This window comes from Curtobacterium sp. Leaf183, assembly GCF_001424385.1.
Taxonomy (GTDB): domain Bacteria; phylum Actinomycetota; class Actinomycetes; order Actinomycetales; family Microbacteriaceae; genus Curtobacterium.
The window spans coordinates 44,925-67,726 of the sequence record NZ_LMPO01000010.1 but is presented as its reverse complement, the minus strand read 5'-3'; the positions used below and the strand labels follow the sequence as shown (position 1 = coordinate 67,726).

General features: G+C 71.7%; 20 protein-coding genes. 10 read left to right on the top strand and 10 right to left on the bottom strand.

Annotated features, from left to right (window positions below; translation table 11 throughout):
* Positions 1-182 precede the first annotated feature (182 nt).
* Together rsgA and aroA are read right to left on the bottom strand one after the other, a co-directional pair.
* Complete coding sequence (gene rsgA, locus ASG04_RS14960) at positions 183-1,241, bottom strand: ribosome small subunit-dependent GTPase A (protein WP_056125960.1); 1,059 nt, start codon at positions 1,239-1,241, stop codon at positions 183-185.
* A gap of 4 nt (positions 1,242-1,245) precedes the next feature.
* Positions 1,246-2,616, bottom strand: a complete 1,371-nt coding sequence (gene aroA, locus ASG04_RS14955; RefSeq protein ID WP_056125958.1) for a 3-phosphoshikimate 1-carboxyvinyltransferase — start codon at positions 2,614-2,616, stop codon at positions 1,246-1,248.
* A gap of 132 nt (positions 2,617-2,748) precedes the next feature.
* Between aroA and ASG04_RS14950 the strand changes: the two genes are divergently transcribed.
* Genes ASG04_RS14950 through ASG04_RS14940 form a run of 3 tightly spaced genes read left to right on the top strand, consistent with a single transcriptional unit; the run spans position 2,749 to position 4,245 of the window.
* Complete coding sequence (locus ASG04_RS14950) at positions 2,749-3,525, top strand: sigma-70 family RNA polymerase sigma factor (protein ID WP_056125956.1); 777 nt, start codon at positions 2,749-2,751, stop codon at positions 3,523-3,525.
* Complete coding sequence (locus ASG04_RS14945) at positions 3,522-3,764, top strand: zf-HC2 domain-containing protein (RefSeq protein WP_056125954.1); 243 nt, start codon at positions 3,522-3,524, stop codon at positions 3,762-3,764. The genes ASG04_RS14950 and ASG04_RS14945 overlap by 4 nt, the downstream gene beginning before the upstream one ends.
* 40 nt (positions 3,765-3,804) lie before the next feature.
* The gene (locus ASG04_RS14940; RefSeq protein ID WP_056125952.1) at positions 3,805-4,245 is read left to right on the top strand and encodes a GNAT family N-acetyltransferase; all 441 of its coding nucleotides are present in this window, start codon (positions 3,805-3,807) and stop codon (positions 4,243-4,245) included.
* A 21-nt stretch (positions 4,246-4,266) separates the two neighbouring features.
* Here the strand turns inward: ASG04_RS14940 and ASG04_RS14935 are convergent, their stop codons facing one another.
* The gene (locus ASG04_RS14935) at positions 4,267-8,031 is read right to left on the bottom strand and encodes a multifunctional oxoglutarate decarboxylase/oxoglutarate dehydrogenase thiamine pyrophosphate-binding subunit/dihydrolipoyllysine-residue succinyltransferase subunit (protein WP_200938535.1); all 3,765 of its coding nucleotides are present in this window, start codon (positions 8,029-8,031) and stop codon (positions 4,267-4,269) included.
* A 145-nt stretch (positions 8,032-8,176) separates the two neighbouring features.
* Between ASG04_RS14935 and ASG04_RS14930 the strand changes: the two genes are divergently transcribed.
* Positions 8,177-9,616, top strand: coding sequence for a GuaB1 family IMP dehydrogenase-related protein (locus tag ASG04_RS14930; protein WP_056125948.1), 1,440 nt, complete (start codon positions 8,177-8,179; stop codon positions 9,614-9,616).
* Positions 9,617-9,685: 69 nt separating this feature from the next.
* On the opposite strand, the gene ASG04_RS14925 is transcribed toward ASG04_RS14930, so the two are convergent.
* The 4 genes from ASG04_RS14925 to ASG04_RS14910 form a co-directional block, all read right to left on the bottom strand.
* Positions 9,686-10,726 carry a hemolysin family protein gene (locus ASG04_RS14925; RefSeq protein ID WP_056125946.1) on the bottom strand — a complete coding sequence of 347 codons (1,041 nt, stop codon included), beginning with the start codon at positions 10,724-10,726 and terminating at the stop codon, positions 9,686-9,688.
* Positions 10,723-12,072: a hemolysin family protein gene (locus ASG04_RS14920; RefSeq protein ID WP_056126139.1), complete on the bottom strand. Its 1,350-nt coding sequence runs from the start codon at positions 12,070-12,072 to the stop codon at positions 10,723-10,725. Before ASG04_RS14920 ends, ASG04_RS14925 begins: the two co-directional genes overlap by 4 nt.
* Before the next feature lie 166 nt (positions 12,073-12,238).
* Positions 12,239-13,327: an NADH:flavin oxidoreductase/NADH oxidase gene (locus ASG04_RS14915; protein ID WP_056125943.1), complete on the bottom strand. Its 1,089-nt coding sequence runs from the start codon at positions 13,325-13,327 to the stop codon at positions 12,239-12,241.
* Positions 13,324-13,965 carry an HAD family hydrolase gene (locus ASG04_RS14910; RefSeq protein ID WP_056125942.1) on the bottom strand — a complete coding sequence of 214 codons (642 nt, stop codon included), beginning with the start codon at positions 13,963-13,965 and terminating at the stop codon, positions 13,324-13,326. The genes ASG04_RS14915 and ASG04_RS14910 overlap by 4 nt, the downstream gene beginning before the upstream one ends.
* Before the next feature lie 24 nt (positions 13,966-13,989).
* On the opposite strand from ASG04_RS14910, the gene ASG04_RS14905 reads away from it, so the two are divergent.
* The 6 genes from ASG04_RS14905 (at position 13,990) to ASG04_RS14880 (ending at position 19,313) form a co-directional block, all read left to right on the top strand.
* Complete coding sequence (locus ASG04_RS14905; RefSeq protein WP_056125939.1) at positions 13,990-14,835, top strand: NAD(P)H-hydrate dehydratase; 846 nt, start codon at positions 13,990-13,992, stop codon at positions 14,833-14,835.
* 187 nt (positions 14,836-15,022) lie between these two features.
* Positions 15,023-15,904: a glycoside hydrolase family 16 protein gene (locus tag ASG04_RS14900; protein ID WP_056125938.1), complete on the top strand. Its 882-nt coding sequence runs from the start codon at positions 15,023-15,025 to the stop codon at positions 15,902-15,904.
* An 88-nt stretch (positions 15,905-15,992) separates the two neighbouring features.
* Positions 15,993-17,267 (top strand): glycosyltransferase 87 family protein, encoded by a 1,275-nt coding sequence (locus ASG04_RS14895; RefSeq protein ID WP_056125936.1) that lies wholly within the window; start codon positions 15,993-15,995, stop codon positions 17,265-17,267.
* Positions 17,264-17,578 (top strand): MTH1187 family thiamine-binding protein, encoded by a 315-nt coding sequence (locus tag ASG04_RS14890; RefSeq protein WP_056125934.1) that lies wholly within the window; start codon positions 17,264-17,266, stop codon positions 17,576-17,578. Before ASG04_RS14895 ends, ASG04_RS14890 begins: the two co-directional genes overlap by 4 nt.
* A gap of 105 nt (positions 17,579-17,683) precedes the next feature.
* The gene (locus ASG04_RS14885) at positions 17,684-17,917 is read left to right on the top strand and encodes a hypothetical protein (protein WP_056125933.1); all 234 of its coding nucleotides are present in this window, start codon (positions 17,684-17,686) and stop codon (positions 17,915-17,917) included.
* Between the two features lie 130 nt (positions 17,918-18,047).
* A complete protein-coding gene (locus ASG04_RS14880) occupies positions 18,048-19,313 on the top strand; it encodes an MFS transporter (RefSeq protein ID WP_056125931.1) in 1,266 nt (421 codons plus the stop codon).
* A gap of 126 nt (positions 19,314-19,439) precedes the next feature.
* Here the strand turns inward: ASG04_RS14880 and ASG04_RS14875 are convergent, their stop codons facing one another.
* From ASG04_RS14875 to ASG04_RS14865, 3 genes are all read right to left on the bottom strand, one after another.
* A complete protein-coding gene (locus tag ASG04_RS14875; protein ID WP_056125929.1) occupies positions 19,440-20,111 on the bottom strand; it encodes a response regulator transcription factor in 672 nt (223 codons plus the stop codon).
* A 99-nt stretch (positions 20,112-20,210) separates the two neighbouring features.
* A complete protein-coding gene (locus ASG04_RS14870) occupies positions 20,211-21,533 on the bottom strand; it encodes a hypothetical protein (RefSeq protein ID WP_056125927.1) in 1,323 nt (440 codons plus the stop codon).
* A complete protein-coding gene (locus ASG04_RS14865; protein WP_056125926.1) occupies positions 21,530-22,687 on the bottom strand; it encodes a sensor histidine kinase in 1,158 nt (385 codons plus the stop codon). Before ASG04_RS14865 ends, ASG04_RS14870 begins: the two co-directional genes overlap by 4 nt.
* Between the last annotated feature and the right edge of the window lie 115 nt (positions 22,688-22,802).

Here is a 22,802-nt window from a genome sequence, read left to right as displayed (position 1 = left end):
CCGAGGTCGCTCGTGCCGCCGGTGCCGGAGCTCCGGGGCGGCACTTCGCGCGACGTCGACGCATCTGAGCGGCGTGTTGTGCGACCTCGGCGTCGGGGCCGACGCAGGACAACCCCCGCGGCACGGCACGGCACGGCACGGCCGCGCCCGCCGCCGCGCAGCACGCCGCGGCCGCGCCCGGGCTACTCCGTGCCGGGGTCGTGCGCGCCCATGCCCGTCAGCAGCGCGCGGAACGAGTCGAGCCGCTCGATGCCCGTCGCCCCGAGCTCCCCGGCCTGCACCCGGTCGACGATCTCCCAGTCGTGCGCCTGGTCGAGCGGGATGCCCGTGTCCGGGATGCCCGACACCGACGACGGGACCGGGATGGCATGCGACGCGAACGCCCGGAAGACGTTCGCGGGGTCGACGTGGCCGAGCCCGAACGACCGGACGCCCGGGGTGTCGATGATCCAGCCGCCGCCCGTGACTTGCAGCGCGATCGAGGACGACGACGTGTGCCGCCCCCGCCCGGTCACCGAGTTGACGACCCCGACGGCGCGCGTCGACCCCGTCAGCGCGTTCACGAGCGTCGACTTGCCGACACCCGAGTGCCCCACGGTCACGGTGACCTGCCCGTCGAGGACCTCGTGCAGGGCGTCCAGCGGGAAGGAGTCCGACCGGCTGGTCACGATCCGCAGGTCGAGGCACGCAAAGTGCGCCAGGAAGTCGGTCGGGTCGGCGAGGTCGGTCTTCGTGATGCAGAGGACCGGGTCGAGCCCCGCGTCGAACGCCGCCACCAGGTAGCGGTCGATCAGCCGGGTGCGGGGCTCCGGGTCGGCCGCGGCCACGACGACGAGCATCTGCGTCGCGTTCGCCACGATCACGCGCTCGACGTCGTCGCTGTCGTCGGCGCTCCGGCGCAGCAGCGTGGTGCGTTCCTGCACGCGGACGATGCGCGCGAGCGAGCCCTCCGCGCCCGACACGTCGCCGGCCAGGAAGACGGTGTCCCCGGTGACGACGGACTTCTTGCCGAGCTCACGGGCCTTCGTCGCCGTGATCAGCTGGTCGCCGACCAGCACACCGAAGCGCCCCCGGTCGACGTTCGTCACCCAGCCGGTCGGGGCGTCCTGGTAGGTCGGCCGGACCTTGGTGCGCGGCCGGTTGCCCTTCGGGTTGGGCCGGACCCGGACGCTCGACTCGTCGTACTGTCCGTACGGCTCGTCCTGGTCTGCGTCATCGTCGACGTCGTCCCACCAGCTCACGGTCTCAGGCCCCCGGTCCGGCGGTCGCGACCAGGTCCGCCCACAGCGACGGGAACTGCGGCAGCGTCTTCGCCGTCGAGCCGATGTCGTCGACCGCGATGCCCGGCGTGACCAGGCCGACGACCGCGCCCGCGGTCGCCATCCGGTGGTCCTCGTAGGCTGTCCAGTCCGCGCCGTGCAGCGGGGCCGGCTCGATCCGCAGGCCGTCGTCGAGCACCTGCACGGAGCCTCCTGTGCGGGTCACGTCCGCCGCCAGTGCGGCGAGCCGGTCCGTCTCGTGGCCCCGCAGGTGGCCGATCCCCGTGATGGTCGTCGGGCCGTCGGCCAGGGCCGCCAGGGCGACCAGCGCGGGTGCCAGCTCGCCACCGCGGGTCAGGTCGAGGTCCAGACCCGGACAGGAGGCCCCACCCCGGATCCCGAGGCCGCCGTCGAACACCAGGTCGTCGCCGTCGCGGGCCACGGACGCGCCCCACAGGGGCAGGAGGGTCTCGAGGTCGGCGCCGACCTGCGTGGTGTCGGTCGGCCAGGTGCGGATGCGGACGGTCCCGCCCGCCACGAGGGCGGCGATCGCGAAGGGCGCCGCGTTGGACAGGTCCGGCTCGATGGTGACGTCGCGCGCCGCGATGGGGCCCGGGTGCACGACCCACTCGCCGACCGCGGGCTGGTCCACCCGGACACCGCGGGCACGCAGTGCGGCGACGGTCATGTCGATGTGCGGGATGCTCGGCAGCCGGTCACCGGCGTGGGTGAGGTGCAGGCCCTCGTCGAACCGCGGCGCGGAGAGCAGCAGACCGGAGACGAACTGCGACGAGGCCGACGCGTCGATCGTGAGCGCGCCGCCGCGGACCGAGCCGGTACCGGTGAACGCGAAGGGCAGGGCGCCGTCGCCGTCGTCGGTAACCTCGACGCCGAGCGCGACGAGGGCGTCGATGACGGGGCGCATGGGCCGGCGGCGGGCGGCCTCGTCGCCGTCGACGACGACCGGGCCGGTCGCCAGGGCGGCGAGCGGGGGCAGGAAGCGCATCACGGTGCCCGCGAGCCCGCAGTCGATGCGCACGTCGCCGTGCATCGGCGCCGGGGTGACCCGGAGGTCGGGGCCGTAGGGGTTCGCCGGGGCGCCGTCGGCCGGGGCCACCGCGTCGATGCCGACGCCGAGCGCGCGCAGGGCCTCGATCATCAGCGCCGAGTCCCGTGAGTACAGCGGCAGGTGGATGGTCGACGGCCCGTCGGCCAGGGCGGCGAGGACGAGCTCGCGGTTCGTCAGCGACTTCGAGCCGGGCAGGGACACGTCGCCGTGCAGCGGCCCCGTCGCGACGGGGGCGATCCAGGGTCCGGCGGTGCCGGTCCCGCTCTGGGAATGCGTCGTGTCTGCCATCGGTTCACAAGACTACTGAAACGATCGGGAGGACCCATGGCGACAGCACTCGCACCGGCGCGGCCGCACCTGCCCGCCGCACGGACGCACCTGCCTCCTGTGGTGGCCGCCCTCGCTCTAGACTGGCCCGCGATGACCACCGACGAGCCGCAGGCAACACCGCACGACCTGGTCGACGCGACCGAGGAACAGCTCGACGCCGTCTCCGAGGAAGCGGCGGCGCTCGAGGCCGACGCCGACGTCGTGGACGCGACGACCGTGTCCGCCGACGAGCTCCGCGGGCTGTTCGAGGACCAGGCGCTGCCCTTCATGGACCAGCTGTACGGTGCGGCGATGCGGATGACCCGCAACCCCGCCGACGCGTCCGACCTGGTACAGGAGACCTTCGTCAAGGCGTTCGCCGCGTTCCGGCAGTTCCGACAGGGCACGAACCTCAAGGCCTGGCTCTACCGGATCCTGACGAACACGTTCATCAACACGTACCGCAAGAACCAGCGGAACCCGTACCAGGGCACCATCGACGAGCTCGAGGACTGGCAGCTGGGCGGCGCCGAGAGCGTCACGCAGTCGATCTCCGCGCGGTCCGCCGAGGCCGACGCGATCGACCACCTGCCGTCGTCCGCGGTCAAGGACGCGCTGCAGGCGATCCCCGAGGACTTCCGGATGGCGGTGTACTTCGCCGACGTCGAGGGGTTCTCGTACCAGGAGATCGCCGACATCATGAAGACCCCCGTGGGGACGGTCATGAGCCGCCTCCACCGTGGACGCCGGCTCCTCCGGGGGCTCCTGGCCGACCACGCACGAGAGACCGGGGTCGTCCCGGATGCAGCGTCGACGGCGACGATGCGCGGACGAGGCCGAGGGACATCTGCGGCGACGAGCCGCACGAACGGGAAGGGTACGCGATGAGCGGCTGCGACTGCTCCAAGGCGAAGGCGGAGCTCGAGGAGTTCCTGCACGACGAGCTCTGCCGCGAGGACGCGGCGGACATCCGTGAGCACATGGCGGACTGCCCGGACTGCGAGACCGAGCACCGCGTGGGCGTCGTGCTGATGGAGACCGTCAAGCGCGCCTGCCGAGAGACAGCTCCCGACCAGCTCCGCACCGAGATCCTGACCCGGATCCGCGCCGAGCAGTCCACGCACTGACGGCGGGGACACGGCACCCGCGCCGGGTAGGGTCGCGAGCATGACCCTCTCCGTCGAGTCGATCACCAGCTGGTCCGACCCGGACGTCGCCGACGTCGCCGCCCTCGTCCGCTCCCTCGGCCACACCGCCGACGACGCCGCGATGCGGGAACGTCTGGAACGCCTGACGCCCGAGGCCGGTCACCACACGTGGCTGGTCCGTGGCGACGACGGTCGCGCGGTCGCGGTCGCCGGCGCCCAGGTCACCTGGGCGTACGCGTCGGACGAGCCCACCGCGCAGCTGCTGCTCCTGGTGGTCGACCCTGCGGTCCGTCGGTCGGGTACGGGTTCAGCGCTGCTCGGGACCTTCGAGGAGTGGGCGGCCGAACAGGGGGCGCGACAGCTGTCCGCCGTCAGCGCCGCTGCGACCGACAGCGCGCACCGGTTCTACCAGAAGCGCGGGTACCACGACGCCGGTGTGCGCTACACGAGGATCGCGTAGCGCACACCGGCGTCGTCGCTGCTAGCCGAGCGCCGTGGTGATGACCTCGGACGCCTCGGCTGCCGAGCGCTTCGACGACCCGGTCGCCGGCGCGGCGCTGGCCGGGCGTGAGGCAACCGACAGCGGGCGACCGTCGAGGTGCGGCGACAGGTTCATGCACACGAACGGCCAGGCGCCCTGGTTCTCCGGCTCTTCCTGCGCCCAGACGACGTCGGCGTTCGGGTAGCTCCCGAGGACCTGCAGGATGCGTTCGAGGGGGAGTGGGGCGAGCTGCTCGAGGCGCACCAGGGCCACGTCGGTGCGCTCGTGCTTGTCGGCCTCGGCGCGCAGGTCGTGGTGCACCTTGCCGGAGTGCAGCACCACGCGGCGCACGGCATCGCGGTCGGTGACCTTGGCGTCGTCGATCACCGGCTCGAACGTGCCGCTCGTGAAGTCCTCGACCGCGCTGGTCGCCTGGCGCAGCCGCAGCATGGCCTTCGGGCTGAACACGATCAGCGGCTTCTGCGGGCGCTCCCACGCCTGACGACGCAGCAGGTGGAAGTACGACGCCGGGGTCGACGGGCGTGCCACCACCATGTTGTCCTCGGCGCAGAGCTGCAGGTAGCGCTCGATGCGGGCGGACGAGTGGTCCGGTCCCTGTCCCTCGTACCCGTGCGGCAGCAGCAGGACCAGCCCGGAGCGCTGTCCCCACTTCTGCTCTGCCGAGGAGATGAACTCGTCGATGACGGTCTGCGCGCCGTTCGCGAAGTCGCCGAACTGGGCCTCCCAGAGCACGAGCGCGTCCGGACGCTCGACCGAGTAGCCGTACTCGAACGCCATCGCCGCGTACTCGCTGAGCAGCGTGTCGTAGATGTAGAAGCGGGCCTGGTCCTCGGTCAGGTTCGACAGCGGCAGCCACTCCTGCCCGTTCTCACGGTCGTGGAACACCGCTTGGCGCTGCACGAACGTGCCACGGCGGGCGTCCTGACCGGCGAGCCGGACGGGCTTGCCCTCGGTCAGGAGGGACCCGATCGCCATGAGCTCGGCCATCGCCCAGTCGACACCGCCCTTGCGGGTCATGTCGGTGCGCTTGGTGAGCAGGGACTGCAGCTTCGGGTGCACCTGGAACCCGGCGGGCGGGTTGCCGTGTGCGTCGCCGATCCGCTCGACGAGCTCCTGCGAGATCGCTGTCTCACGGACCTGGTTCTCGGAGTCGTCCCGCTGGGCCGCTGGGCGTTCGAGACCCTGGACCGCGCCGTCGTCGTCGACCTCGATGACCGGGATCGTGCCCGTCTGCGCCTCGTGTGTCTCGGCGAAGGCCCGTTCGAGGCGGTCCTGGAAGTCGCGGTGCGCCTGGTCGTACTCGTCCTGCGTGATGTCGCCACGGCCGACGAGCGCCTCGGTGAAGAGGGTGCGGACGGAGCGCTTTGCCTCGATGAGGTTGTACATCAGCGGCTGCGTCATCGAGGGGTCGTCGCCCTCGTTGTGGCCGCGGCGGCGGTAGCAGACGAGGTCGATGACGACGTCGCGGTGGAACTCCTGCCGGTACGCGAACGCCAGGTCGGCGACGCGGGCCACGGCCTCGGGGTCGTCCCCGTTGACGTGCAGGATCGGCGCCTGGATCGTCTTGGCGACGTCCGTGGAGTACACCGACGTGCGCGCCGAGTCCGGCGGCGTGGTGAACCCGACCTGGTTGTTGATGACGAGGTGCACCGTGCCGCCGGTGCGGTAGCCGCGGAGCTGCGACATCTGCAGCGTCTCGACGACCACGCCCTGGCCGGCCATCGCCGCGTCGCCGTGGACCAGCACCGGCAGGACGCCGAAGACGCCTGCGGGGCCGCGGTCCTGCTTGGCGCGGACGATGCCCTCGAGGACCCCGTCGACGGCCTCGAGGTGCGAGGGGTTCGCCGCGATGGTGATCGGGATGGTGGTGCCGTCCGACGCGCGGAAGACGCCCTCGGTGCCGACGTGGTACTTCACGTCGCCCGACCCCTGACCAGACACGGAGCCGGGGAGCGTGGTGCCCTCGAACTCGCGGAAGATCTGGCCGTAGGTCTTGCCGGCGATGTTCGTCAGCACGTTGAGCCGTCCGCGGTGCGCCATGCCGATCGCGACCTCGTCGAGCCCGGCGACGGCGGCGTGCTGGATGAGCGTGTCGAGGAACGCGATGGTGGACTCGCCGCCCTCGAGCGAGAAGCGCTTCTGGCCGACGTACTTGGTCTGCAGGAAGGTCTCGAACGCCTCGGCCTCGTTGAGCTTGCCGAGGACGCGCAGCTGCTCGTCCTTCGACGGCTTCGAGTAGGGGACCTCGATGTGGGACTGGAACCAGCGACGCTGCTCCGGGTCCTGGATGTGCATGTACTCGATGCCGACGGTGCGGCAGTACGCGTCGCGCAGGACGCCGAGGACGTCGCGGAGCGGGGCGTTCGTGGTGCCGGCGAGACCACCCGTGACGAACTCGCGGTCGAGGTCCCAGAAGGTCAGCCCGTGACTCTCGATCTCGAGGTCGGGGTGCGTGCGCTGGCGGTACTCGAGCGGGTCGATGTCGGCCATCAGGTGCCCACGGACGCGGAAGCTGTTGATGAGCTCCTGCACGCGCGCGGTCTTGTTGACACGGTGCGCCAGGTCGACGTTGATGTCGTTCGCCCACTGGATCGGCTTGTACGGGATCCGGAGGGCCGAGAAGATGCCCTCGTAGAAGCCGTGCTCGCCGATGAGCCGCTCGTGCACCTTCTTGAGGTACTCGCCGGACCCGGCGCCCTGGATGACGCGGTGGTCGTAGGTGCTGGTGAGGGTGATCGTCTTGCCGATGCCGAGCTCGACCAGGGTCTTGGCCGCAGAGCCCTGGAACTGTGCGGGGTACTCGAGTGCGCCGGCGCCGATGATCGCGCCCTGGCCCTTGGTCAGGCGTGGGACCGAGTGCACGGTGCCGATGCCGCCGGGGTTCGTCAGCGAGATCGTCGTGCCCTGGAAGTCCGCCGGGGTCAGCTTGTTGTCGCGGGCGCGCTTGACCAGGTCCTCGTACGCGGACAGGAACTGGCCGAACGTCAGCGACTCGGCGCGCTTGATGCTGGGGACCAGGAGCGAGCGGGTGCCGTCCTTCTTCGGGACGTCGATGGCGATGCCCAGGCCGACGTGCGCGGGCTGCACGACGAAGGGCTTGCCGTCGCGCTCCTCGTAGAAGACGTTCTGGCTCGGGAAGTCCTTGAGCGCCTGCACCATCGCCCACCCGATCAGGTGCGTGAACGAGATCTTGCCGCCGCGGGCACGGCGCAGGTGGTTGTTGATGACGATGCGGTTGTCGATCATCAGCTTGGCGGGGATCGTGCGCACGCTGGTGGCGGTGGGGACCGTCAGCGAGGCGTCCATGTTCGACGCCAGGGTCTTCGCCATGCCGCGCAACGGGGTCGCCACGTCTTCGTGGGTCTCCTCGTGGTCGTCGGCGGTGTCGTTCGCCTCGGCGGGGATGGGCTGCGGCGACGGCTGCTTCGAGGTGGTGCGGGCCTGGATCGGTCCGCCCTTGCCGTCGCCCGTCGGGGCAGCGGGCGCCGGAGCGGCGGGCGCGGGGGCGGCGGACGTGTCAGCAGCGGACGTGGCAGCGGCAGGAGCGGACGCCGCCGGGGTGGGTGCCGGAGCGGCAGCCGCGGACCCCTTGCCGGACTGGTGGTAGCTCTCGAGCACGGGCCACCACGACTCGTCCACGGAGTTCTTGTCCGCGAGGAACTGCTCGTAGAGCTCGTCCACGAGCCACTCGTTCGCCCCGAATTCGCCCGCGGTCTCGTCAGTTCCGGTCAGATGGCTCGACACAGCCGATCGCCCACTCTCCGTCGATTGATGCTCGTGTGTGTCGTGCGGCGCAACCCTGCCCCGCACGACGTCAAGCGTAGCCGTTCCCACATGTCCGTCCGGTGTCAGCGGCGAGGGCATGTCGTCCCGCAGTACGGTGGGCGGCATGAGGTTCTACGAGACGCGGCCGACCCACGACCTGACCTACTCCGACGTCTTCCTCGTCCCCAGCCGTTCGGCGGTGACGAGCCGCTTCGACGTGGACCTCGCCGCGAACGACGGGTCCGGCGTCACCGTGCCGATCGTCAGCGCGAACATGAACTCCGTGACGGGCCCTCGGCTCGCCGCCACCCTCGCCCGTCGTGGCGGCCTCGGGGTGCTCCCGCAGGACATGCACCTGCAGGACCTCGACGCCGCGATCCGCTGGGTCAAGGACCAGCCCGTCGACTTCGACACCGCCATCGAGATGGGTGCGGACACCACCGTGGCCGAGACCCTCGAGCAGCTCCTGCCGGTCGCCGGTCGGGGGGTCGTCGTGCGCGACGCCGCGGGGGAGTACCTGGGCTGCGTCCCGGCGACACGACTCGGCACCGCTGGCCCCGACGCGACGCTCCGCGACCTGCTGCACGGCGCCTCGACCGCGATCGACGCCGAGGACGCCGGCACCCCCCGCCACGTCTACGACGTGCTCACGGCGGCCGGGGTCGACTTCGCGCCGGTCACCCGGCACGGCCGGGTCGTCGGCACCACCAGCCCGACCAGCGCCATCCGCTCCGACATCTACACGCCCGCCGTCGACGCGTCCGGTCGGCTGCGGGTCGCCGCCGCGATCGGCATCAACGGCGACGTCGCGGCCAAGGCGTCGGCCCTGGCTGCCGCCGGCGTGGACGTGCTCGTCCTCGACACCGCACACGGGCACCAGGAGGGCATGCTCCGGGCGCTCCGGACCGTCGCCTCCCTCGACCTCGGCATCCCGCTCGTCGCGGGCAACGTGGTCACCGCCGACGCCGTCGCACACCTGGTCGAGGCCGGGGCGTCCATCATCAAGGTCGGCGTCGGCCCCGGCGCCATGTGCACCACCCGCATGATGACCGCCGTCGGGCGCCCGCAGTTCTCCGCCGTGCTCGAGACTGCTGCGGCCGCACGGTCGCTCGGCGCGCACGTGTGGGCCGACGGCGGCGTGCGCTACCCCCGCGACGTCGCGCTCGCCCTGGCCGCCGGTGCCAGCGCCGTGATGATCGGTTCGTGGTTCGCCGGCACGCTCGAAGCGCCAGGGGTCCTGCGCCGCGACACGGCGGGCAAGGCCTACAAGGAGAGCTGGGGCATGGCGAGCGCCAAGGCGGTGCGCGAACGCTTCGAGCGTCTCGACCCGTACGAGCGCGCACGCAAGGCGCTCTTCGCCGAGGGCATCTCGTCCTCGACCATCTACCTCGACCCGGAGCGCCCGAGCGTCGAGGACCTGCTCGACATGATCACGACCGGCGTCCGCAGCTCGGCCACCTACGCCGGCGCGACCAGCCTGGCCGAGTTCTCCGAGCGCGCCCTGGTCGGCATCCAGTCCGCCGCCGGGTACGAAGAGGGCAAACCGCTCCCCGTCAGCTGGTAGCCGACCACGGACGGACAGGAGGCTCCCCACCAGCTGGTGGGGAGCCTCCTGTCCGTCGCCCCGGTGCGTCTACCGGCGTCGGGTCGCGTCCTCGACGGTGCCGACCAGTTCCTCGAGGATGTCCTCGAGGAACAGCACACCCGTCGTGCGCCCGTCCGCGTCGAACGCCCGGGCCACGTGGCGGCCGGCCGCGCGCATGGTGGCGAGCGCGTCCTCGAGGTCCATCCCGGTGTACAGCGAGATGAGCTGACGGATGCGCTTGGGCGGCACCGGGTCGTCGTACTCGTCCGGGCGCAGGTCGATGACGTCCTTGACGTGCACGTAGCCGGTGGGGTCGCCCTGGTCGCCGACGAGCACGTACCGCGAGAAGCCGCGCTGGGCGACGGCCCGCTCGACGTCACCGGGAGTGGCGACGTCGGGCAGCGTGACCAGCTCGGACATCGGCACCGCGACGTCGGCGACCTTCTTCTCGGTGAACTCGAACGCCATCTTGAGCGTGCCGCCGTCGTCGGAGAGCGTGCCCTCGCGCCGGGACTGCTCGACGATCGTCTGCACCTCTTCGACCGTGAAGGCGCTGACGGCCTCGTCCTTCGGCTCGACCTTGAACAGGCGGAGCACCCCGTTCGCGACCTCGTTCAGACCGACGACGACCCAGTGGAGGCCGTGGCCGATGTACCAGAGCGTCGGGACCAGCAGCAGGGCGGCCCGGTCCGGCATCGAGAACGAGATGTTCTTCGGGACCATCTCGCCGAAGACCACGTGCAGGAACGACACGAGCAGCAGCGTGACGACGAACGCGACGATGCCGATGACCTCGACGCTCCACCCGGTCAGGTGCAGCGGGCCCTCGAGCAGGTGGTGGATCGCCGGCTCGGAGACGTTCAGGATCAGCAGCGAGCACACGGTGATGCCGAGCTGCGTGGTCGCGAGCATGCGGGTGGCGTGCTCCATCGCCCACAGGGTCATCTGCGCGGCGCGGGAGCCCTGTTCGGCGCGTGGCTCGATCTGCGAGCGACGCGCGGAGATGACCGCGAACTCGGCCGCGACGAAGAAGGCGTTGCCCGCCAGCAGCACGAACAGCCAGAAGATGCCCCACCAATCAGAGCTCATCGGGCGGCCTCCTTCTTCTTGGTGTGGTGCTTCGTGTCCGGGATGGCGATGCCGTCCGCGGGGGTGTCGGTCGGGGTCGGGGTCCAGCGGATGCGGTCGACGCGGCGGCCGTCCAGGCGTTCGACGCGGAAGACGCCGTCCTCGAGCGGGACCTCGTCACCGACGACCGGCAGGCGGCCGAGGGTCGACATGATGAACCCGCCGACGGTCTCGTAGGGTCCGTCCTCGGGGACGGTCACGCCGGCGCGGTCCTCGAGCTCGTCGGGACGGAGCAGCCCGGGGAACGTCAGCCAGTTGCGGGAGCGGACGACGTCGATGCGAGCGCGGTCGTGCTCGTCGGAGACCTCGCCGACGATCTCCTCGATCAGGTCCTCGAGCGTCACGACACCGGCGGTGCCGCCGTACTCGTCGACCACGATGACCATCTGGTAGCCGCGGCCGCGGACCTCGGTGAGCAGGGTGTCGCCGGGCATGGTCTCGGGGACACGCTCGGCGTCGGTCATGAGCGCACCGACGGGCACCTCGGGCCGCTTCTCACGGGGGACGGCGACGGCCTGCTTGACGTGCACGATGCCGACGACGTCGTCCGCGTCCTCCTCGATGACGGGGAAGCGGCTGAAGCCGGTGCGTCGGGCGAGGGCGATGACGTCCTCGGCCGACTCGGACACGCGGATCGTCGACAGCCGCGGCCGCGGGGTCATCACGTCGCTCGCGTCGAGCTCGGAGAAGGACAGCGTGCGCTGCAGGAGCGTCGCGGTGTCCTGTTCGAGCGAGCCCTCGGACGCCGAGCGTCGGAGCAGCGACGTGAGCTCCTCGGCGCTGCGCGCACCGCTCAGTTCCTCTTGCGGTTCGATGCCGATGCTGCGCAGCACGCCGTTGGCCGTGCCGTTGAGCACGGCGACGGCGGGCTTGAAGACCGTCGTGAACGCGATCTGCAGCGGCACGACGAGCCGGGCGGTCTGCAGGGGCAGCGCGAGGGCGAAGTTCTTCGGCACCAGCTCGCCGAGGATCATCGACAGCAGGGTCGCGATGACGAGCGCCACGATCGAGCCGACCGTCTCGACGACGGCCTCGGGGAGGTCGAGCGCCAGGAACGGTGCCTCGAGCAGCGTCGCGATCGACGGTTCGAGCAGGTAGCCGGTCAGCAGCGTGGTGAGCGTGATGCCGAGCTGGGCGCTCGACAGGTGCGTCGAGGTGACCTTGAGCGCGCTGATGACCGGCGCGAGACCGGCCTCGCCGCGGTCCCGACGTGCCTCGACGTCGGCGCGGTCGAGGTTGACGAGCGAGAACTCGGACGCGACGAACACGCCGGTGCCGAGGGTCAGGAGGATGCCACCGACGAGCATGACGATGTCGATGGGGCTCACCGGGTCCACCACCCGTCGGGGTGCAGGCGCAGTGAGTCAGAGCAGCTCACCGAGTGAGCGGCGGATGAGTGAGGCGAAGAAGGATTCGGAGGATCGTCCACAGTGCTAACGATCGTACCGCAGGGCTTCCCCGGGACTCCGGGAATCAGCCCTGCTTCGTGACGGATGCTCGATGGTACTGCTGGGGCTCGTAGTCGATCGCGACGTTGAGCTCGCGTGCGGCACGGAGGGGGAACCCCGGGTCACGCAGGAACTCACGGCCGACCATCACGACGTCGGCCTGCCCGGTCGCCACGATCTGCTCCGCCTGGAAGGCCTCGGAGATCATGCCGACGGCGATCGTGCCGATGCCCGCCTCGCGCTTGATCGCCGCGGCGAACGGGACCTGGTAGCCGGGGCCGACCGGGATCGGCGCGCTCGCCACGTTGCCGCCCGTCGAGACGTCGGCGAGGTCGGCACCGTGCTCGCCGGCCCAGCGCGCGACCTGCACGACCTCGTCGAGCGTCAGCCCGCCCTCGGTCCAGTCGGTGGCCGAGAAGCGGACGACCACGGGGAAGCCCTCGCCGACCTCGGCGCGGACGGCGTCGACCACGTCGAGCAGTGCCTGTGCGCGGTGTTCGAGGGACCCGCCGAAGTCGTCGGTGCGCTGGTTGCTCAGCGGTGAGAGGAACTGGTGCAGCAGGTACCCGTGCGCCGCGTGGATCTCGACCAGGTCGAAGCCCGCCTCGATCGCGCGGCGTGCCGCGGCGGCGAAGCCGAGGGCGACGAGGCGGATGTCCTCGGTCGTGAGCTCGCGGGGTTCGGCGTACCCGTCGAAGGCGACGGCGGACGGGGCGACGGTGGTCCAGCCGCCGTCCTCGACCGGGACCGAGCCCTGCGTCGAGGACCAGGGGCGGTACGTCGACGCCTTGCGCCCGGCGTGCGCGAGCTGGACTCCGGCCGCGGCACCCTGGGAGTGGATGAAGTCGACGATCGGCCGGAACGCGTCGCGCTGCTCGTCGTTCCACAGGCCGAGGTCCTGCGGGCTGATGCGCCCCTCGGGCACGACGCCGGTGGCCTCGACGACGACGGCACCGGCGCCGCCCTTCGCGAAGCCGCCCAGGTGCACGAGGTGCCACGGCGTCGGGACGCCGTCCTGCCGCTCGGCCGAGTACTGGCACATCGGGCTGACCCAGATGCGGTTGCGGACGGTCAGGTCACGGACGGTGATCGGGTCGAACAGGGCGTGCGTCACGCGGTGGCTCCTTCGTGGGGTGCGGCCGCCGCCAGCTCCTCCAGGGCGGTCCGGAGCAGGTCGGGCGACGTGTGGTGGAGGCCGACCGCCCCGATCGCTTCCGCGCCGGCGGCGTTCTCGGCCCTGTTGTCCACGAACACCATCTGCGACGGGGTGATTCCCAGCCGGTCGCACGTGACGCGGTAGATGGACGGGTCGGGCTTCAGGACGTGCTCCTCGGCGCTGACGACGACCGTCTCGAACAGCGAGCCCATCGGCGACCGCCGGTACGGGTCGCCGAAGTCGAAGCCGGCGTTCGACAGCAGCGCGAGCCGGGTGCCGGCGTCGTGCAGCTCCTCGACCAGGTCGAGGACGTCGGGGTCCACCTCGAACCAGCCGGTGTAGTCGAGCGCCCAGAGCCGGTGGACCTCGCTGACGCTCCAGCTGCGGCCGGTCCGGGCCGCGATCGCGCGCCAGTACTCCAGCACCGACAGGTCGCCGCGGTCCAGGTCGTGGCGCAGCTCCTGGTAGACGGGGAAGAGCTCGTCCGCGCTGAGCCCGGTCGCCCGCACCAGGGCCTCGCGGGCGGAGACGGGTGTGCGGCTGATCACCTCGCCGTAGTCGAAGACGACGACACGACCGGGCAGGGACAGGCTCATGCGCTCCACCGTAACGTGGGGTCGATGAACGACTTCGTGCCCTTCTCCGTGTCCGATGCCGCCGCCTGGACGACCGCGCCCGTCGGCGAGTCGACGAAGTACCGCCGGGGAGTCCTCGGGGTGGCGACGGGGTCGGACCGCTACCCGGGCGCCGCGGTGATGGGGGTGGACGCCGCGGTCCACACCGGCGTCGGCATGGTCCGGTACGTCGGGCCCGACCGCGCGACGGACTTCGTCCTCGCCCGTCGACCCGAGGTGGTGTCCGGGGTCGGTCGGGTCCAGGCCTGGCTGGTCGGGTCGGGCATCTCGGCGCAGTCGCTCGACGACCTCGCGGACAGCACCGCCGACGCCTTCCGGCACGCCTCGGACGACGGCGTGCCCGTGGTCGTCGACGCGGGTGCGATCCCGCTCGTCGACCTCGGTCCGCTCGCGGTCCTGACACCGCACGCGGGGGAGCTCGCCGGCGTGCTCGGCGTCGACCGCGACCGCGTCGAGGCCGACCCCGAGGGCTCGGCGCTCCGGGCAGCGGAGCAGACGGGCAGCGTCGTGCTGCTCAAGGGCGAGCGGACCCACGTCGTCACCCCCGACGGTGCGGTGCGGCTCGTCGCGTCCTCCGCGACCCCGTGGCTGGCCGCAGCCGGGGCCGGGGACGTGCTCGGTGGGGTGCTCGGAGCGCTGGTCGCCACGCGGGCCGGCCGGGGACAGCCGACGCCGGCCGACCTCGCGCACCTCGCCGCCGCGGCTGCGGTCGTCCACGGGACGGCGGCTCGTCGTGCGTCGGGCGGGGGTCCCTTCACGATGACGGCACTCATCGAGGCGCTGCCCGGGGTCGTCCGTGACCTGGTGACGACGGGTGACGCCCCCGCCTGACGCGGACCGCGCACCCGCCTGACACCCGTCGCGGGAACACGCATCGCACGCGGGAGCCCGCATCGATCCCGCCACCGAGGTGTGGGGACCTCGTCGGAGTCCACGTGGACGGTTAGACAGGGTCCGAGGGACGACGCCGGCTCGATTCAGGGACCCGGTTGCGCTCTCGGGAAGCGAACCAGTCACCATGCAGGATGCACACGACACCGTCGACGACGACGGCCACCCCATCGCACCGACGCGACGGGCGCCCCGGCGACCCCTGCGGATCTCGCGCTTCCTGCTCGTGACGGCCGCGGTCGTCGCCGCCGGCGTGACCCTGGGATCGGTCACCACCGCCGACGCCCGCCCCACGGTCGACGGGCTGCCGTCGCCCTCCCCGTCCGTGTCACACCCGACGTCGAGCCGGACGCTGGCCGCACCCACCACGGCACCGTCGTTCTCCGAGGACTTCGACACCCCGGCAGCCGCGGGCGGCCCCTTCGCCGCGACCTACGCGGACGCGTGGCAGCCGTACCCGGACGGCATGAGCGACAAGTACTGGTCGGGTGACGTGATCAGCGCGCACGACGGCGTGATGGACGTCGCGATGGACGGCACCCGCGGCGCGGCCGGCACCTTCGGCACCCGCGAGGGCGCCTGGTCGCACGTCGGCGGGACCTTCAGCGTCCGTGCCCGGGCCAGCGGTGGCGACGGCAACGGTGCCGCCTTCATGCTGTGGCCGACGTCGAACGTGTGGTCGGAGGGCGAACTCGACTTCCCGGAAGGCACGTTCCAGGGCACCGTCGGCGCGTTCAGCCACGCGATGGTCCCCGGCCTGGAACGACGCGCCAACGGTCTGCACACCACGGCGACCTGGCGGAAGTGGCACACGTACACGACCGTGTGGGTCCCCGGGAAGTCGGTCGAGTACTACGTCGACGGTGCGCTCGTCTTCGCGGACACGCAGTACGTCCCGACGACGGCCCACCGGTACATGTTCCAGATCGGCGACCACGGAGCACCGGGCAACCTCGAGATCGACTGGGTCCGCGTCTGGTCGGCGTCCGAGGGCGGATCGCAGCCCTGATCGTGACGGCCTGCGGGACAGGAGGCTCGGTGCCGGCTGGTACCGAGCCTCCAGTCCGTCCGGTGCGCCGGGCCGGTACGCTCGTCCGGTGCAGCAGTCCAGGTGGTTCGCACCCGTCGGTGCCACGGTCGCCTTCCTGGCTGTCCACGCCGTGCTCTGGTGGCTCGCCACCACGCTGCCCAACCAGCCGATCGGTGACGTCGAGATCACCTACCGACGGTGGATCGCGACCGGGTTGACCGACCACGTCTGGGTCGGCACCGACACCGCCTGGGTCTACCCGATCCTCGCCCTCCTGCCGATGGCCGCGGCGGCGGTCGGTGGCGTCGAGCACATCGCCACCGGGTGGCTCGCGCTCATGGTCGTGCTCGACGCGGTCGCCTGCCTGTTCCTCTGGCGGTTCCGCGCGCTGGGCGTGCGAGTCGTCTGGTGGTGGCTGGTGTTCCTGCTCGCGCTCGGTCCGATCGGGCTGGGGCGGATCGACACCGTGGCGACGGCCGTCGCGATGGTCGGTGTGTGCTTCGTCGCGACCTGGCCCGCCGTGGCCTCCGCGATGTTCACCGTCGCCGCCTGGGTCAAGGTGTGGCCGGCGGCGCTCGTCGGCGTGTTGCTGGTGCTGCGGCGCGGCCACCGTCGCGGCGTGGTCGTCGGCGCGCTGTCCGTCACCGCGCTCGTCGTGCTGGTCGACGTGCTGTTCGGCGGGGCGGCGTACCTGCTGTCGTTCATCGGGCAGCAGTCCGGACGGGCGCTGCAGATCGAGTCGCCGCTCGCGACGCCGTTCATGTGGGCGGCCGCCGCGCACGTGCCCGGTGCGGCCGTCTCCTACGACACCGGCATCCTGACGTTCGAGGTCTCGGGGACCGGCACGCACCTGGCCGCGGCGCTCTCGACGCCGCTGATGGCCGTCGTGGTGCTCGGCGGGGTGGGGCTGGCGGCTTGGGCGGTCGGACGCGGCGCGCGTCGCGCGGACGTGGCTCCGGTGCTCGCGCTGGTGCTCGTCGCGGCCCTCGTCGCGACGAACAAGGTCGGGTCGCCGCAGTACGTCGGGTGGTTCGCGGTGCCGGTGGTGTGGGGGCTCGTCGCCGGACGGGGGAGCGCCCGTCGGTTCCTGCCCGTCGCGGTCGCCGCGCTGCCGATGGCCCTGCTGACCCAGGTGGTGTACCCCGGGTACTACGACCAGCTGCTCACCGTGCAGCCCTGGATCCTCGTGGTGCTGACGATCCGCAACGCCCTCGAGGTCGGTGTGCTGGTCTGGGCCATCGTCACGGTGGTACGGCTGGGGCTCGCCGGGCAACGGACGGGTGGCACGGACAACGCCGTCGGTGCGCGCGCCGGGGTGCCGCGGGGCAGGATGGGCGCATGATCGTCGCCTTCTCCGTCGCTCCGTCCGGTGGTCCCTCCGCGCAGTCGGACGGGTCCGTGCACGACGCCGTCGCCGCTGCCGTCCGTGTCGTCCGCGAGTCCGGGCTGCCCAACCGCACGTCGTCGATGTTCACCGAGGTCGAGGGCGACTGGGACGCGGTGATGGACGTCGTGAAGCGCGCGACCGAGGCCGTCGGCGCGTACGGCACGCGGGTGTCGCTGGTGCTGAAGGCCGACATCCGACCGGGCCACACCGGGGAGCTCGACGGCAAGGTGGCGCGGCTGGAGCAGGCGCTCGGGGACGGTTCCTGAGTCCTCGGCGACACGCCGCCCGCGTCGCTCGGGATGTCGGTGGTCAGGTGTCTCATGACCGCAGGTAGTCACACGCGGTGACGCTGACAGGACGAGGAGTCAGGCATGCTGCACGACGGAATGCACGACGGCTGGTGCGACGACTGCGAGACGCAGACGGTCGTCGTCGATCGCGACACCGCGTCCGGCAACGCCTGGGCGACCTGCACCGAGTGCGGCGTCGGCTGGATCCACCGCGACGAGTCCCCGGAGCAGCGGGTCGTCGGGCACCGGGTCGATGGACAGCGGGTCGACGGCCAGCGGGTCGCCGAGCAGCCGGCGGAGCGTCGCGCGGCCTGACGCCCCGGCACTCGAATCGATTCGGAGCAGGTCTTCCTCCGATGCGTTGGAGCGGTCTACACTGAGCCGGTACCGGACCTGACGGGTGCGGTGCGGATCAGCCGACCACCATCGTTCGAAGACCAGGCTCATGTCCCAGCTCTCGCCGGCGCGTCGCGCGCTCGCCATCACCGCACTCGCCCTGGGTGGCTTCGCCATCGGGTCGACCGAGTTCGTCGCGATGGGGCTCCTGCCGAACATCGCGCAGGCACTGCTGCCGGCGCAGTACGGTGCCGACCCGGATGCCGGGATCGCGCATGCCGGATGGCTCGTCAGCGCCTACGCGCTCGGCGTCGTCGTCGGTGCGCCGACCATCGCCGCGATGAGCGCGCGGTTCCCGCGCAAGGGCCTGTTGCTCGTGCTGCTCGTCGGCTTCGTCGTCGCCACGGTCGCCAGCGCGCTGCTGCCCTCGTTCGGCCTGGTGCTCGTCGCCCGCTTCGTTGCCGGACTGCCGCACGGGGCCTACTTCGGCATCGCGTCCATCGTCGCGGGGGACATCATGGGCCCGGGCAAGCGCGGCAAGGGCATCGCGATGGTGCTGCTCGGACTCTCCGTCGCCAACGTCGTGGGCGTCCCCGCGATCACCTGGGTCGGTCAGAACGCCGGGTGGCGCGTGGCCTACGGCGTGGTCGCGGTGCTGTTCGTCGCCACCTTCCTGGCAGTCGCAGCGTTCGTCCCGCGGTCCGCCCGCGACCAGAGCGCATCGATCGGTCGTGAGCTCCGCGCCTTCCGCGTGCCGCAGGTCTGGCTCGTGATGGGTCTGGGCGCCGTCGGGTTCGGCGGGTTCTTCGCCGTCTACTCGTACATCTCGCCGCTCGTCACGAACGTCACCGGGCTGCCCGAGGCCGTCGTTCCGCTCGTGCTCGTGGTGGTCGGGCTCGGCATGGTCGTCGGCGGTGTGCTCGGCGGGCACCTCGCCGACCGCAGTGTCAAGCGCACGATCTACATCGGCATGCTGTCGCTGATCGTGTCGCTGCTCTTCATGGTCCTCACCGCGCAGTGGACCGTCGGCGTGTTCGTCGGGGCCTTCCTGCTCGGAGCCACCTCGTCCGCCATCCCGCCGGCGGTGCAGTCGCGCCTGATGGACATGGCGGGGGATGCGCGGACCATCGCGGCGGCGCTCAACCACTCGGCGTTCAACATCGGCAACTCCCTCGGCGCGGCCCTCGGTGGTGCGGTCATCGCCGCCGGGTTCGGCTTCGTGGCCCCGGGGTGGCTCGGCATCGTGCTCGCGCTGCTCGGTGTCGGGATGACCGCGATCAGCTACGGCGTCGAACGTCGGTCCACCGAGCGTGCACGGTCCACCGGTCGGCACCCGTCCACGGGCCCGATCACGGCGCCGGTCCCCACCGTCTGACGCGGCGCGCGCCCACCGCGCACTCGGAACCACGAAACGGACACAGCACCACGGGATCCCGTGGTGCTGTGTCCGTTCCGTGGTGCTGTGTGCTCCCGGGGGCGTGGGGGCTACAGCGCGCGCGGGCTACAGGCCGTGCGGGCTGCCGTCCTCGAAGATGATGCCGTCGGTGATGGCGCGCTTGCGCAAGGCCACCTTCGTGCCGACGTCGAATCCGGCGACGCGGTACTTCTCGCGGATGCGCTTGAGGTAGCTCTTCGCGGTCTCCTCGGAGATCCCGAGCTGGTACGCCACGCTCTTGACGGGCTCGCCACCGCCGTACAGCGCCATGACGCGGCGCTCCTGCGCGCTGAGCTTCGGCACGCCGCCCACGTCACCGCTGTTGATCGCCAGGTCGAGCTCGGCGGAGACGTACTGCTCGCCGCGCTGGGCCGAGCGGATCGCCTCGACGATCATGTCGGCGTCCTCGCTCTTGACCAGGTACCCGAGCGCGCCGGAGCCCAGGGCCTCGCGGACGACGTTCGGTTCCGAGTACGTGCTCATGACGACGGTCTTCACACCGGCGGTCTTGAGCGTCGAGATCTTCAACGAGACCGGGATCGAGTCCTTGAGGTCGAGGTCGAGGAGCACCACGTCGACCGGGAACGCGGGGCTGGTGAGCAGCTCCGGCCAGGTCGTCACGGCGGCGACGAGCGTGATGTCGTCCGCGGCGCCGCGGATCCACTCGGTGAGCGCGCCGAGGAGCATCTTGTGGTCGTCGACGAGCGCGAGTCGGATCGGTTGCTCTGGAGTCGCCATGCTGGCGTCCTTTCTCGTGGTCTGCGTGGCCGAGCCTAGGTGGCAGGCACACCGCGACGGCGGAGGCTGTCCGGGTGTCCGGCAAGCGCGCCGCCAGGGTCACATCGTGGGGTGGCGGTTCACGACGCAGTGGGCGTGGATGTGGACGGCTCCGTCGCGCATCGTGTCCGTGTACGGACCGATCCGGGCGAGCCCGCTCCACGCGGCCGGCCCGAGCCGCCGACGGGGGACACCGCGGGACTCGATGACGATCGGGACGTCCATCGTGTCGTCGGTGACCGGGTGCCCGTCGCTGCCGACCGGGCCGAGGGTGACCGACACCACGGGGACGCCGGGCTGCAGGCCGCGTCCGTCGCCGACCATCTGCCACAGCGCCTGCAGCAGTCCGTCGCGCTGGGCGGGGGAAAGGTGTCCGGCGAGGGACCCGGGGTCCGCGACGCTGACGGCCCGACCGAGGTGGTCGGACTCGGTGATCGCGTGGTAGAGCCAGGTCTCGCGGCGTCCCTCGATGAGGTGCAGGCGGAGTTCCGTGGCCAGCGACGCCGCGACCGAGGAGGAGGCGTCGGACAACGGCAGCGGGTCGGTGCCGTTCGCGACGGCGTCGAGCAGCTTCTCGGCGGCGAGGTCGAGTCGGGCGAGTTCGTCCGACGCCAGCATGCCGACGGCGAACTGCGGCGCGGTGACGTTCGACTGCACCAGCACGCGGTCGAGTTCACGTTGGACGAGCTGGCGGAAGCGATGGGTGACGAAGATCGCCACGGACGGGGGGACGACGACCAGGGCGAGCATCGAGAAGAGCCCGGGGATCGTGTCCGCCGTGATCGGCGTCGAGGCGATCGACATCGCGACGAACGCGAGTCCGAGCACGGTGATCGCGGCAGCGACCTCGCGGGCGGGACGCAGCGTCGCGACGGGCAGCAGTGCGAAGCCGGCGGCGATCGAGGCGCTGGCTGTGTGCGCGAGGTCGTGTTCGGGCCACACCCCGATGAAGTCGAGCGTGACGACGCAGGCGAGCACGACGCAGATGAGCGCGAAGGCGACGCCGGTGAGTCGTTCGCCGTACGTCATGACGCTGAGTCCGACCCCGACCGCCGCGACGACGAACAGGATCCACGCGGCGGCGGGCAGCCAGGGCATGGTGTAGTCGTCCCAGCTCGACAGGAACAGGGCGATGCCGGCGACGGCCTCGACCGCGGTGAGCACCGCGGCACCGAGGCCGAGGTGCCCCGCACCGAGCGACGCGCCGGGCTTCGCGGCCTGCCGCAGCGACCGTGCCCCGGTGGAGGTGGAGGGGAGGCCGCGCGCCTGCCGACGTTCCGTGCCCCGGTAACGCTCCCGGGCCTCCCGTCGGGTCCGCGGAGCGGGCTGCGGTGGTTCGCCGGGCAGGCCCCGGTTGATGGTGTCCTCGGGGACGCGGCTCATCGGGGTGCCTCCAGGACGACCGTGGTGCCGGAGCCCGGCGCGGAGAAGAGCCGCGCGTCGCCGCCGACCTCGCGCAGGCGGTTGACGACGCTCTCCTTGAACCCGAGCCGTTCCTCGTCGATCGCGCCGATCTCGAACCCGACGCCGGAGTCCGTGACCATCGCCCGGACCATGTCGTTGTCGTGGACGATCGTGACGTGCGCCTCGGCGACGCCGGCGTGCCGACGGACGTTCTCCAGGCACTCCGCGAGGGCCAGCAGGAACGCGTCGAGGACGTGCGTCGGCAGCAGCACCTGACCGGTGCCGTGCCAGCTCACCTCGAGCCCCATCCGCCCGAAGCGCTGCTTGACCGACTCGAGCGTCTGGCCGAGGGGGGACTCCTCGGTGCGGGTGAGGGAGTAGTCGCCGGACTGCTGCGGCTGCGGGGTCGCACCGAGGCGCAGGTGGCGGAGCAGCCGGGCGTCCTCGGCGGCCTGCTCGCGCATGGCCTGTTCGGACACCCCGACCCCGGAGTGCGCGAGCAGGGTCAGCGTGGCCAGGACGGTGTCGTGCAGCAGACGCGCGCCCTGGCGGCGCTGTGCCTCGGTCTCGCTGGCCTGGCGCTCGGCGCGGTGCGCGGTGCCGATGCTGTAGATGCGGCGGGCCACCCGGGGGATGCTGCGCGAGATCCAGTAGGCGACGACCGCGGTGAGGACCCAGCCGAGCGCGGTGCCGCCGACCGGAGCGCTGAGGACCGTGCCGGTCGCGTTGGCCATGACCGCCAGCGACGCGACGCCGCCGAGGGCGGCCAGGCCAAGCCCGGCCAGGTGGCCGCGCTGGGCCATCAGGAGCGACGACAGCCCGCCGGCGGCGAGCGGGACGAGCCCGCTGGCGACGACGGAGCGGACGTCCGGCGCAGCGGCCGAGGTGAGGATGACCATGGCGGCGAGGCCGGAAACGAGCGTCAGCGCGGTGCACCACACGGCGCCGTTCACCCCGAACACGACCAGTGCGCCGATCATCACGGCGATGCAGGCGATCCCCGCGACGAGCGGGCCGACCGGGACGGCGAAGGAGCAGAGGACGCTCACCAGGCTGACGAGCGTGCAGATGATGCCGACGACACGGGTCGTCGACCGGAGGAGCCGGTCACGTTCCTGTGCGATGAGTTCCATCGGTGTCCTGGTGCGTCAGTGTCTCGTCGGTGGGAAGCGTGTCGTCGTCGCCACGCGGTGCTGCGAGGTGCTGCTGGTGCCGGCTCCGTCCGGGGCTGCTCGCGAGCGGTTGGGA

Bases quoted from the DNA above. Each gene is read 5' to 3' on its own strand.
- ASG04_RS14930 (WP_056125948.1), top strand. From the start codon at position 8,177: ATGAGGTTCTACGAGACGCGGCCGACCCACGACCTGACCTACTCCGAC.
- ASG04_RS14870 (WP_056125927.1), bottom strand. From the start codon at position 21,533: ATGAGCCGCGTCCCCGAGGACACCATCAACCGGGGCCTGCCCGGCGAA.
- ASG04_RS14950 (WP_056125956.1), top strand. From the start codon at position 2,749: ATGACCACCGACGAGCCGCAGGCAACACCGCACGACCTGGTCGACGCG.
- ASG04_RS14920 (WP_056126139.1), bottom strand. From the start codon at position 12,072: ATGCTCGTCGGTGGCATCCTCCTGACCCTCGGCACCGGCGTGTTCGTC.
- ASG04_RS14910 (WP_056125942.1), bottom strand. From the start codon at position 13,965: ATGAGCCTGTCCCTGCCCGGTCGTGTCGTCGTCTTCGACTACGGCGAG.
- ASG04_RS14875 (WP_056125929.1), bottom strand. From the start codon at position 20,111: ATGGCGACTCCAGAGCAACCGATCCGACTCGCGCTCGTCGACGACCAC.
- ASG04_RS14880 (WP_056125931.1), top strand. From the start codon at position 18,048: ATGTCCCAGCTCTCGCCGGCGCGTCGCGCGCTCGCCATCACCGCACTC.
- ASG04_RS14905 (WP_056125939.1), top strand. From the start codon at position 13,990: ATGAACGACTTCGTGCCCTTCTCCGTGTCCGATGCCGCCGCCTGGACG.
- ASG04_RS14900 (WP_056125938.1), top strand. From the start codon at position 15,023: ATGCAGGATGCACACGACACCGTCGACGACGACGGCCACCCCATCGCA.
- aroA (WP_056125958.1), bottom strand. From the start codon at position 2,616: ATGGCAGACACGACGCATTCCCAGAGCGGGACCGGCACCGCCGGACCC.
- ASG04_RS14945 (WP_056125954.1), top strand. From the start codon at position 3,522: ATGAGCGGCTGCGACTGCTCCAAGGCGAAGGCGGAGCTCGAGGAGTTC.
- ASG04_RS14940 (WP_056125952.1), top strand. From the start codon at position 3,805: ATGACCCTCTCCGTCGAGTCGATCACCAGCTGGTCCGACCCGGACGTC.
- ASG04_RS14885 (WP_056125933.1), top strand. From the start codon at position 17,684: ATGCTGCACGACGGAATGCACGACGGCTGGTGCGACGACTGCGAGACG.
- ASG04_RS14865 (WP_056125926.1), bottom strand. From the start codon at position 22,687: ATGGAACTCATCGCACAGGAACGTGACCGGCTCCTCCGGTCGACGACC.
- ASG04_RS14890 (WP_056125934.1), top strand. From the start codon at position 17,264: ATGATCGTCGCCTTCTCCGTCGCTCCGTCCGGTGGTCCCTCCGCGCAG.
- ASG04_RS14925 (WP_056125946.1), bottom strand. From the start codon at position 10,726: ATGAGCTCTGATTGGTGGGGCATCTTCTGGCTGTTCGTGCTGCTGGCG.